This is a genomic window from Litchfieldia sinesaloumensis (assembly GCF_900156865.1).
In the GTDB taxonomy this organism is placed as follows: domain Bacteria; phylum Bacillota; class Bacilli; order Bacillales; family Bacillaceae_L; genus Ferdinandcohnia; species Ferdinandcohnia sinesaloumensis.
Map to the genome: position 1 here is coordinate 977,459 of NZ_LT732529.1, position 11,897 is coordinate 989,355.

Annotated in this window: 12 protein-coding genes; all 12 read left to right on the forward strand. The window is 36.3% G+C overall.

Going from position 1 to position 11,897, the window contains the following annotated elements:
* The first annotated feature begins 35 nt into the window (after window positions 1-35).
* The 12 genes from fliQ (at window position 36) to CZ490_RS04900 (ending at window position 11,886) form a co-directional block, all read left to right on the forward strand.
* A complete protein-coding gene (fliQ, locus tag CZ490_RS04845) occupies window positions 36-305 on the forward strand; it encodes a flagellar biosynthesis protein FliQ (RefSeq protein WP_077617828.1) in 270 nt (89 codons plus the stop codon).
* A 4-nt stretch (window positions 306-309) separates the two neighbouring features.
* Window positions 310-1,086, forward strand: coding sequence for a flagellar biosynthetic protein FliR (gene fliR / locus CZ490_RS04850; RefSeq protein ID WP_077617829.1), 777 nt, complete (start codon window positions 310-312; stop codon window positions 1,084-1,086).
* Complete coding sequence (flhB, locus tag CZ490_RS04855; protein WP_077617830.1) at window positions 1,087-2,169, forward strand: flagellar biosynthesis protein FlhB; 1,083 nt, start codon at window positions 1,087-1,089, stop codon at window positions 2,167-2,169.
* 71 nt (window positions 2,170-2,240) lie between these two features.
* The gene (gene flhA, locus CZ490_RS04860; RefSeq protein WP_077617831.1) at window positions 2,241-4,277 is read left to right on the forward strand and encodes a flagellar biosynthesis protein FlhA; all 2,037 of its coding nucleotides are present in this window, start codon (window positions 2,241-2,243) and stop codon (window positions 4,275-4,277) included.
* Window positions 4,274-5,446, forward strand: a complete 1,173-nt coding sequence (gene flhF, locus CZ490_RS04865) for a flagellar biosynthesis GTPase FlhF (RefSeq protein ID WP_077617832.1) — start codon at window positions 4,274-4,276, stop codon at window positions 5,444-5,446. Before flhA ends, flhF begins: the two co-directional genes overlap by 4 nt.
* Window positions 5,443-6,315: a MinD/ParA family protein gene (locus tag CZ490_RS04870; RefSeq protein WP_077617833.1), complete on the forward strand. Its 873-nt coding sequence runs from the start codon at window positions 5,443-5,445 to the stop codon at window positions 6,313-6,315. The genes flhF and CZ490_RS04870 overlap by 4 nt, the downstream gene beginning before the upstream one ends.
* Window positions 6,316-6,325: 10 nt before the next feature.
* Window positions 6,326-7,390 (forward strand): protein-glutamate methylesterase/protein-glutamine glutaminase, encoded by a 1,065-nt coding sequence (locus CZ490_RS04875; RefSeq protein WP_077617834.1) that lies wholly within the window; start codon window positions 6,326-6,328, stop codon window positions 7,388-7,390.
* A gap of 17 nt (window positions 7,391-7,407) precedes the next feature.
* Entirely contained in the window at window positions 7,408-9,447 is a 2,040-nt protein-coding gene (locus CZ490_RS04880) for a chemotaxis protein CheA (protein ID WP_077617835.1), read from the forward strand.
* 30 nt (window positions 9,448-9,477) lie between these two features.
* Window positions 9,478-9,939 (forward strand): chemotaxis protein CheW, encoded by a 462-nt coding sequence (locus tag CZ490_RS04885; protein WP_077617836.1) that lies wholly within the window; start codon window positions 9,478-9,480, stop codon window positions 9,937-9,939.
* Between the two features lie 5 nt (window positions 9,940-9,944).
* Window positions 9,945-10,592 carry a chemotaxis protein CheC gene (locus CZ490_RS04890; RefSeq protein WP_077617837.1) on the forward strand — a complete coding sequence of 216 codons (648 nt, stop codon included), beginning with the start codon at window positions 9,945-9,947 and terminating at the stop codon, window positions 10,590-10,592.
* Window positions 10,579-11,076, forward strand: a complete 498-nt coding sequence (locus CZ490_RS04895) for a chemotaxis protein CheD (RefSeq protein ID WP_077617838.1) — start codon at window positions 10,579-10,581, stop codon at window positions 11,074-11,076. Before CZ490_RS04890 ends, CZ490_RS04895 begins: the two co-directional genes overlap by 14 nt.
* Before the next feature lie 42 nt (window positions 11,077-11,118).
* Window positions 11,119-11,886 carry a FliA/WhiG family RNA polymerase sigma factor gene (locus CZ490_RS04900; RefSeq protein WP_077617839.1) on the forward strand — a complete coding sequence of 256 codons (768 nt, stop codon included), beginning with the start codon at window positions 11,119-11,121 and terminating at the stop codon, window positions 11,884-11,886.
* Window positions 11,887-11,897 lie beyond the last annotated feature (11 nt).

Consider the following 11,897-nt stretch of genomic DNA (forward strand, 5'->3'; position numbering starts at 1 on the left):
CCCCAAGGCGCATTTGATAAAGTAGGTGAACATTATTGAGTCCTGAAGTAGTCATTACATTGGCAAAACAAGGAGTATATACAACGTTAATGATTTGTGGTCCACTGTTATTGGTTGCTCTAGTTGTGGGCTTAGTTGTTAGTGTGTTCCAGGCAACGACACAGATTCAGGAGCAAACACTGGCATTTATTCCAAAGATTGTTGCGGTGCTTGTAGGGTTGGTATTTTTTGGTCCGTGGATGCTTTCAAGAATGGTCGCTTTTACACACGATATTTTTAGTAATTTAACGAGATTTGTAGGGTAATAAGATGACTGAGGTTTTTACCTATTTTCCGGCCTTTTTACTTGTATTAGTGCGGGTTACTAGCTTTTTTGTAACAATGCCCTTATTTTCATATCGAACTCTTCCAGCTTCACATCGTGTTGGAATCGCCTTTTTTATAGCATGGATTATGTTCCTGTCAATGAGTAAACCGATCTTAGAAATAGATGGTTATTTCATCATGTTGATACTTAAAGAGGCAATGGTAGGACTTTTAATTGGTTTGGTTGCTTATATGATTTTTACAGCAATCCAAATTGCTGGAGGTTTTATTGATTTTCAAATGGGCTTTGCCATAGCGAATGTAGTCGATCCGCAAACAGGGGCCCAGAGTCCGTTAATTGGACAATACTTATATACATTTGCCTTATTGTTTTTATTGGCTATAAATGGTCATCATTTACTGTTAGATGGGATCTTTTATAGTTATGAGTTCATTCCGATGGAACAAGCATCCCTTCCATTAGGAAACGAGAATGTTATTGAATTTGTTCTTAGAGCTTTCGGCACAATGTTTATCATTGCATTCCAAATGTCAATGCCAGTAGTTGGTGCTTTATTTTTAGTTGATATTGCTCTAGGGATTGTAGCAAGAACTGTTCCACAATTAAATGTGTTTGTTGTAGGACTACCCTTAAAAATAGGGGTAAGTTTTATTGTGTTATTTATTGCTTTGTCGATGATGTTCATGCTAGTTGGGGAACTAGTAGACAATATGCTTTATACGATGAGGGGATTAATGGAACTATTGGGAGGAAGCTAGATGTTCTATGTTCGTCTTGACCTACAATTTTTTGCAGGTGAAAAAACAGAAAAAGCGACTCCAAAAAAGAGACAAGAGACAAGGAAAAAAGGCCAAGTTGCAAAAAGTGCAGATGTAAATACTGCAATCCTGCTACTATTTGTTTTTTTTACACTTCTTGTTTTTGGAGGCTTTTTGCTGGATCGTATACTAGCTTTGTTAAAGCATTCTTTTCGTCATTATTTATCCATTACACCCACTGAACAAAGTATCCAAGAGATATTTATCGAGTTATCTCTGGAAGCTGCCATATTATTAGCACCAATTATGTTGATTGCTCTTATTGCAGGGGTTGCAGCGAACCTTATGCAAGTCGGCTTCCTATTCTCAACAGAAGCGATTCAAATGAAGCTAAACAAACTTGATCCAATACAAGGATTTAAGCGTATTTATTCGATTCGTGCACTCGTTGAAATGATAAAATCAATTTTGAAAATTGTCATTGTTGGTGGCGTTACATTTGCGATTCTTTGGTTCCGTTTAGAGGATATTTTATCACTCTCTCAGAAAACCATTGGATCCGCTCTAATTGTTCTTTCTAAATTAACGGTCCAGATGGGCTTGTTTGCAGGTGGTGCACTTCTATTCTTATCTTTCTTAGATTATCTTTACCAACGTTTTGATTATGAAAAAAACATTAGAATGTCGAAGCAGGACATTAAAGATGAATATAAGAAGACTGAAGGAGATCCACTCATTAAATCCAAAATAAAGCAAAAACAACGTGAAATGGCAATGAGCCGAATGATGCAAGAAGTTCCAAAGGCAGATGTCATTATTACAAACCCAACTCACTTTGCAATTGCCCTAAAATATGATGAGTCTAAAATGGATGCTCCCTTTGTTGTCGCAAAGGGTGTAGATTTTGTAGCCCAACGGATAAAGGAAATTGCTAAAGAGCATGAAATAATCACCATCGAAAACCGACCCCTTGCTAGGGCACTATATGCTGGTACAGAAATAGGGGATGCTGTACCGGAAGAATATTTTAAAGCAGTTGCTGAGATTCTTGCTTATGTATACCGCTTAAAGGAACAAATTTAGATTTTTAGTTGAGCAGTTTCGTTGCTATCGAAACTCCCACCATGTGCTTTTGACTTAAAGGAGAGAAAACAATGCGAGTTAGAGATTTATCTGTTTTATTAAGTGTAATTTTAATAGTTGCAATGCTTATTATCCCTTTTCCATCGTGGATGCTAAGTATTTTAATTATTGTCAATATTTCTCTTGCATTGTTGGTTCTCTTAACCTCAATGAATATGCAGGAACCACTTCAATTTTCGATCTTTCCATCATTACTACTATTATTGACCCTATTCAGGTTAGGGCTAAACGTTTCAACAACTAGATCAATACTTGCTACAGGGGAAGCGGGTGGAGTCGTACACACCTTTGGTACCTTTGTAGTTGGTGGGAATGTTGTTGTTGGATTTGTTGTCTTTTTAATCCTCATTATTATTCAATTTATTGTTATTACAAAAGGTTCTGAGCGTGTATCAGAAGTTGCTGCAAGATTCACATTAGATGCTATGCCTGGTAAGCAAATGAGTATTGATGCCGATTTAAATGCTGGCATGATATCTGATAAAGAAGCCCGTGAACGACGTGAAAAAGTAAGCAGAGAAGCGGATTTTTATGGGGCTATGGATGGAGCAAGTAAATTTGTTAAAGGTGATGCGATTGCAGGTATCATCATAGTTCTTATCAACTTACTATTTGGATTTATCATTGGAATGACGCAGCATGGGCTAGGGTTCCAGGAGGCACTCTCAAAATTTACCCTCCTTACAGTTGGCGATGGAATTGTTAGCCAAATACCTGCTTTGTTGATTTCTACTGCTACTGGTATTGTGGTTACTCGTGCTGCATCAGAAGGTAACTTAGGAACAGACATTACAAGACAGCTGTTCGCGTATCCAAAAATGCTTTATGTTACTGCAGGTACAATCTTCCTTTTAGGGCTATTTACTCCAATCAATGACCTATTAACAATATCCATATCAGGTTTACTTGCAATTGGCGGATATATGATTGCTAGAAGTAACAACCAGGAAATCGAGTTGGAATCAGAAACGGAAGAAGAAGTACAAGTAGAGGATCTTAAGAGTCCGGAGAGTGTGGTTAATCTTCTTAATGTTGATCCAATTGAATTTGAATTTGGTTATGGCTTAATCCCATTGGCAGACACAAACCAAGGTGGAGATATTTTAGATCGAATCGTAATGATTCGAAGACAACTAGCAATTGAGTTAGGTCTAGTTATTCCTGTTGTCAGAATTCGGGATAATATTCAATTACAACCAAATGAATATCGTTTGAAAATTAAAGGTAGTGAAATGGCAAGGGGAGAACTTTTACTAGATCATTTCTTAGCGATGAGCCCTGGCTATGATGATCATTCAATTGAAGGTATTGATACAATCGAACCGTCGTTTGGATTGCCGGCAAAATGGATATCCGAGGAACTGAAGGACCAAGCGGAAATGCAGGGTTATACGGTAGTTGATCCACCTTCTGTCGTTTCCACACATATTACTGAAGTGATACGCAGAAATGCTCATGATTTGCTAGGTAGACAAGAAACGAAGCAATTAATCGATCATTTAAAAGAATCATACCCAATATTAGTAGAAGAAGTTACACCAACACCATTATCTGTTGGAGATATTCAAAAGGTATTAGCTAAATTACTGAAAGAAAATGTATCAATCCGGAATTTACCAATTATTTTCGAAACTCTTGCTGATTTTGGTCGAATGACCACTGATACGGATTTGTTAGCTGAATATGTGAGGCAGTCTCTAGCTAGACAAATCACCAATCAATTTATTGTTCCTGGGGAAACAATGAAGGTTGTTACACTGTCAGGAAAAGTAGAAAAGGCAGTGGCAGATGGTGTTCAGCAAACGGAGCATGGTAATTATCTATCAATTGAACCTCAGATTTCACAATCTATAATTGAATCTATTGCCAAGCAAATCGAAAATGTTAGTATCCAGGAGCAGTCTCCTATTTTATTATGTTCGCCAGCTGTAAGAATGTATGTTAGACAGTTAATAGAACGATATTTCCCTCAGGTTCCTGTGCTTTCATATAATGAGCTTGAGGCTAATGTTGAAGTTCAAAGTGTTGGGGTGGTGAATATAGATTGAAGGTAAAAAAATACATTGCTCCTTCCATGCCGGAAGCTATGAAGATGATACGTGCCGAATTAGGTAGTGAAGCGGTAATATTAAATTCAAAAGTCGTGCAAACTCAAGGCTTTTTTGGCCTGTTTCGTAAAAAGAACTTTGAAGTGATTGCAGCTATAGACTCAGAAATTCAAAGACCAGAGAGGATGCCAATTAAAGAAAAAGAAAAAAAAATAACGGATATTGAGTCGAAAAAAGAAATTGTAAAACCAGTTGTCCATGAATCTGTTAACATGAATGAAACGAAGAATATTCTCGAGACAACTCCAGAGCTTATAAAAGAAATTCAAGAGCTAAAAGCAGCAATGAAAGAATTTATCCCGGATATTAATTCTTATCCGGGTCAGCTACAAGAAATAAATGAACTGTTATTAGACCAAGAAATTACTCCAATTATTCGAAAAGATATTATGGCAAGTTTATTAGAAAGATGGTACCGATCCACAAAAAGTGCTTCTACAGAAGAACTCAAAAATTGGGCAAAGGAGATTATCATTTCTAAAATTTCGGATGTTGAATACGGAGGAATTTCGTATCAGAAAAAATATGTGAATGTTGTTGGTCCGACCGGCGTAGGTAAAACGACTACAATTGCTAAAATTGCAGCTGACTGTATGATGAAGGACAAAAAAAGCATTGCTTTTATCACCACTGATACGTTTCGAATTGCTGCGATTGAGCAATTAAAAACCTATGCTAAAATTCTTGGTGCACCTGTCGAGGTTTGTTATACGTTTGAGGATTTCAAGCAAGCAAAAGAAAAATTCAGGGAATATGATGTGGTTTTCATTGATACAGCTGGAAGGAACTTCCGTAATGAAAAGTATATTGAAGATTTAAATAACCTTATTCAATTTTCAAGTGATATGGAGTCGTTCTTGGTACTCTCCTTAACCTCTAAAATGGGTGATATGAGAGCAATATATGAACAATTTTCAAAAATCAACATATCGAAATTTATTTTTACTAAAGTAGATGAAACAGCAAATTATGGAGCAATGGTGAATTTAATTGCGGGTTATGGGATTGGTGTTGCTTACTTAACGAATGGACAAAATGTTCCAGATGATATAGTCCTGGCAACACCTACAATAATAGCGAATACTATCCTTGGAGACGATGAATCATGATGGATCAAGCTGAAGCTCTTCGCAAAAAACTAGCATCAATGAATGATGATAACCACCCGAAGACAATAGCTGTCATCAGTGGAAAAGGTGGGGTAGGTAAATCAAACCTGTCTTTAAACTTTTCCATTGCTCTTTCTAATTATGGTAAAAAGGTATTGCTTTTTGATATGGATATTGGAATGGGTAATATTGATATATTGATGGGGATTACTGCTCATCATACAATTGCTGATCTATTTGAAGATAATCTCACCATTAATGACATCATTATCAAAGGGACAGAAGGTATTGATTATATTGCTGGAGGTAATGGACTACCAAACCTCTTTAAGCTTGATGATAAGAAAACTGAATATTTAATTGACCAATTGCAACTTGTGTTAAATGAATATGACTTCGTACTTTTTGATATGGGTGCAGGTATGACTGAGGAAAATGTTAAGTTTCTTATGGCGATGGATGAAATATTTGTCATCACAACCCCTGAGCCAACATCAATTACCGATGCATACTCGGCGATAAAATATATATGTTTGTTTGACCAATCCATTCCTATGTATTTAGTCGTAAACCGTGCTGAGAACGAGTCGGATGGCTTACAAACTTTAAAAAGGTTGAGACAGGCGGTATTGCAGTTTTTAGTAAAGGAAGTCAAAATATTAGGTGTTTTACTTGATGATAGAACCGTGCAAAGAGCTGTAAGCCATCAAAAGCCGTTTTTATTGTATGCACCAAAAGCGGGAATCAGTAAGAATCTATTAGAAATCTGTAATAAATACCTAGAGAAAAATAACGAACAAAAATTAATAAGGAATCAACACATTTCCTTTATATCTAAGTTACAGCGTTTCTTCGTACGTGGTAGATAGGAGAATAATGATGACAAGAGTAAATGTCCTTATTGTAGATGATTCAGCATTTATGAGGAAGCTTATTACTTCCTTTCTTCAGGAAGACCCGAGAATTAATGTTGTTGGCACTGCAAGAAACGGAATTGATGCACTTGATAAAATAAAAAAATACAATCCAGATGTTGTTACATTAGACGTTGAGATGCCCGAAATGAACGGAATAGAAGCATTACGACAGATCATGAACGAATATCCACGACCTGTTGTAATGCTTTCAAGTACAACAAAGGAAGGGGCTGAAAATACCCTACTTGCAATTCAATATGGAGCTGTTGATTTTATTTCAAAACCATCTGGTTCGATTTCAATGGATCTACACCTTATTAAAGATGAAATGGTGTCAAAAGTACTACTCGCAGGGAAGGTTAATGTTGATTTACTTAAAAAGCCATTGAATATACAAGAAGAAACTACTAATAAGTTAGTAGATTATAGTAAAATAGAACTAGACTCAAATGTGAATGTTAAGAAAATTGTTTGTATGGGTACTTCTACAGGGGGGCCGAGAGCTTTGCAGCAGGTCCTTCCTAAATTTCCGAAGAATTTTCCTTCACCGATTGTCATCGTACAACATATGCCAGCGGGTTTTACAAAATCATTAGCCGATAGGCTTAACGGTTTATGTGAAATCACGGTAAAAGAAGCTGAAAATGGAGAGTTTCTAAAGGCAGGTACAGCTTATATAGCACCTGGTGGTTTCCATATGAAAATAAAAAAAATTGGTACTACTCTTGCAGTAAATATTGATGAAACAGAAATTCGAAATGGACATAGACCTTCAGTTGATGTTTTATTTGAATCAATTAGTGAGATTAAGGGAATTCCAAAGATTGCTGTAATTATGACCGGTATGGGTTCAGATGGTTCAAATGGGTTGATAAAACTTAAAGAAACTGGACAAGTGTTTTCAATTGCGGAATCGAAAGATACCTCTATCGTTTTTGGTATGCCAAAAGCCGCAATTGAAACTAATTTAGTTGATAAGGTTGATAATTTAGACGATATAGCGAGTACCGTGCTTCGTTTTACATAAGTAAAGGGGTGGATTTGATGGATATGGATCAATATTTAGAGGTGTTTATTGAGGAAAGTAAAGAACATCTACAGGCATGTAATGAGCATTTACTGCAATTAGAAAAGGAACCTGAGAACATTTCAATTGTAAATGAAATTTTTCGTTCGGCCCATACGTTAAAAGGGATGTCAGCTACAATGGGATATGAGGACCTTGCAAGCCTTACACATCAGATGGAAAACGTTCTAGATGGGATTCGTAATATGAAAATAAAAGTTACACCGTCCCTTTTAGATATTGTTTTTAAAGCGGTTGATTATTTGGAGGAGATGATTTTTTCAATTACCGATGGTGGTGATGGAAAGAAAAATGTTTCTGATGTTGTTTCGTTATTAAAGAAAATTGAAAGTGGAGAAGAATTTTCTGATTCAAGTACCACTGATTCTATTGAATCTATATCTATAGATAAACTTACAACAGTAAAATCAACATATGATGATTTTGAATTGACAGTCATTCAACAATCAAAAGAGCAAGGATTTAATTGTTATGAGATAACGGTATGTTTGGTTAATGACTGTTTATTAAAGGCAGCCCGTGTATTTATGGTGTTTGAGGTCCTTGAACAAGTTGGCGAAATTATCAAGTCAATACCATCAGTAGATCAACTTGAAGAAGAGTTGTTTCAAAATGAATTTAATGTAACGCTTGTATCTACGGAAACAGCTGAGGTAATTAAAAAACGAATTATGAAGGTCTCTGAAGTTGAGAATGTTATCGTTCATGATTTTGATTCAATGGCTCAGGTCGATGATCTTTTGGAAGCAGAGGCTGAAGTTGCCCCAGCAATCATGGAAACAGAAGAGAAACAAAAATCTGAAACTGCAGAAACGCCTTCGACTAAATCAAGCAATAAACAAGGTGGAAATCACAAGACAATTAGAGTCAACATCGAAAGACTAGATATTCTGATGAACCTTTTTGAAGAACTTGTCATCGACCGTGGACGCTTAGAACAAATATCTAAGGATCTCAATCATTCTGAGTTGAATGAGACAGTTGAAAGAATGTCTAGAATTTCTGGAGATTTGCAAAATATTATCCTAACTATGAGAATGGTTCCAGTTGAAACGGTATTTAATCGTTTCCCACGTATGGTTCGGCAGTTAGCGAAAGACTTGGATAAAAAAATAAATCTACAAATCATAGGGGCAGAAACGGAATTAGACCGAACTGTCATTGATGAAATAGGTGATCCACTTGTTCACCTTTTACGAAATGCACTTGATCATGGAATTGAAACACCAGACATCAGATTGCAAGAAGGTAAAAGTGAGGAAGGTACAGTTATATTACGTGCCTATCATAGTGGAAATCATGTCTTTATCGAAATTGAGGATGATGGTGCAGGGATTAGCAGAGAAAAAGTTATTCAAAAGGCTATTACTAAGGGGCTTATTACCGCAAAAGCAGGAGAGGCTTTAACAGATAGCCAGGTGTTTGATTTTATTTTTTCTTCAGGTTTTTCAACTGCTGAAAAGGTCTCAGGCGTATCGGGACGTGGTGTTGGGCTAGACGTTGTGAAAAACACAATTGAGGCATTAGGTGGCGCAATTACAATTCATTCAGCGATTGGAAAAGGATCAGTATTTTCTATCCAACTACCGCTCACATTATCAATCATATCGGTTATGTTAGTAGAGGTTCAGAAGGAAAAATACGCAATTCCACTATCTTCAATAATCGAAACAGCAATAATTAAGAAAAGTGAAATTCTTCATGCACATAATCAGAAAGTGATAGATTTCAGAGGAAAGGTCGTACCACTAGTAAACTTAAAAGATATATTTGACGTCCCGACCGTCACTGAAGAAGATGATTATGTGTCAGTTGTAATTGTGAAAAAAGGTGATAAGTCTGCTGGTCTAATTGTAGATTCCTTCATTGGTCAGCAAGAGATTGTGTTGAAATCGTTAGGGAATTATTTAACGAATGTATTTGCTATATCAGGAGCAACGATACTTGGAGATGGACAGGTAGCACTTATTATCGACTGTAATGCGTTAATAAAATAATTATATAGCTTTATTAAGGGGAGAGAATGAATGTCTGAACAAGCAGAGATGTTAAAAGTAATTGTTTTTTCACTACTTGATGAGGAATACGGTATCCCAGTTTCCCAAGTACGATCAATTGAGAAAGTCCAGCATATTACTCGTGTGCCAAGAACTGCACCATTTGTTAAGGGTGTTATAAATTTAAGAGGTGTCGTTACCCCAATCATTGACTTACGAACACGTTTTGCGATGCCTGAAACTGCCTACAAGGATAGTACCAGAATTATCATTGTCGCTACAGAGGACGTAGAGGTAGGGTTAATTGTCGATACAGCTAACGATGTAATGGATATACCTGTTGACACAATTGAGCCGCCACCAGAGATTGTAGGTAGTGTAGAAATTGAATACTTAGAAGGAGTAGCAAAATTGGATAAAAGACTACTTATCTTATTAAACTTAGATAGGGTTCTTAATCCAGATATCGTAAAGGAAAAGATTAAAGGGTAATTGCTATGACATTTTTTCAACGTATTAATTCCACACATTTAGATATTTTAAAAGAGATTGGCAATATAGGGGCAGGTCATTCTGCTACTGCCCTTTCAAAGCTTTTGAATCGAAAAATAGATATGCAGGTACCAAATGTAAAGATTGTTTCTTTTGATGAAATGATGGAGTCTGCTGGTGGTTCTGATAATGTAGTTGCAGCTATCTTCCTTCGAATTGAAGGGGATTTAACAGGTAATATGTTTTTTATATTACAGCTTCCACAAGCAACAAAACTAATTCAGGATTTATTGGGTGATGAGCATTTTACCTTTGAAAGTGAAGGTAAGCATGAAATGGGAATCTCTGCTTTTCAAGAGGTCGGAAATATTTTATCGGGTTCCTATCTTACTTCATTATCCGATTTTACCGGTTTAAATTTATATCCGTCTGTTCCAGGTTTTTCGATAGACATGGTTGGTGCAATTATTGGATATGGTTTACTGGAACTCTCGCAGGTAAGTGATTTTGCAATTGTAATCGAAACAGCGATTAATGAATCTGAAAATCTTGAAAACAATAATATAAATGGGCACTTTTTACTGTTGCCAGATCCTGATTCATTTGAAAAAGTCTTTCTTGCATTAGGAGTTCAAACAAATGACAGAGACTAATCAAGTAATTAAAGTTGGGATAGCTGACATGAATGTTATTACTGCTCCAGATTTAATTCGAACATCGGGATTAGGTTCATGTGTAGGGGTTGTCATTTATGATCAGGCCAAAAAGGTAGCAGGACTTGCCCATATCATGTTACCGAGTTCAGCATCTACAAAAGCAGGCAACTTAAATATTGCAAAATATGCTGATACTGCTATTGAGGAGCTTATCCAACGAATTATTAAAATTGGTGGGAGAGCCAAGAGTTTAAAGGCAAAAATTGCGGGTGGAGCTCAAATGTTCCATTTTCAAACTGGAAGCGATATTATGAGAATCGGTCCTCGAAATGTAGAGGCAGTTGAAGCAGAATTACAGCGATTTAACATACTTGTAGTTGCTTCGGAAGTTGGTGGAAGCAATGGTCGGACAATTGAATTTGATCCTGCTACAGCGATTCTTAAAATTCGAACAGTAAATAAAGGTATTAAGGAAATATAAGCAGGCAAAAATAACTAAACGTTAGAGTAAAGGAGGAGTAGAATGTCCAGATTATCAAACTCAGATCATCAGGAATATTGGCAGAAATGGACCGAGTCTCGAGACTCAGATGCGGGGGATGTCCTGGTTAGAAAATATATGCCTCTCGTTTCATATCATGTGCAGCGAATCTCAGTCACACTTCCCAAAAGTGTAAATAAAGATGACCTAAAAAGTCTCGCGATGATTGGTTTATATGATGCTCTGGAAAAATTCGATCCTTCTCGTGATTTAAAATTTGATACATATGCTTCTTTTCGGATTCGAGGAGCAATTATTGATGGTCTTAGAAAAGAAGATTGGTTACCTAGAAGCTCAAGAGAAAAATCAAAAAAAGTGGAAGCTGCTATTGAAAGACTTGAGCAAAACCTGATGAGAAATGCAACGTTACCGGAAATTGCAGCAGAAGTCGGAATGACCGAAGATGATGTATATCAAACAATGAATGAGGGTTTCTTTGCCAATGTTCTTTCAATGGATGATTATCAACATGATGATGAAACTAATGAAAAATCAGCGTTTTCAATAAAGGATCATTCAACATTAACACCAGAAGAACATATCGTAAAAAAAGAGATACTAAACCAATTAGTGAATGTCATTAAACAATTGAATGAGAAAGAACAGCTTATTATTAGTTTGTTTTATAAAGAAGAACTTACATTAACTGAAATTGGTCAGGTTATGGGGCTTTCTACATCTAGAATATCTCAAATTCACTCAAAGGCTCTTTTTAAGCTGAAGGGAATCTTACAAAAACACATCCATTAATTAGGTGCAAA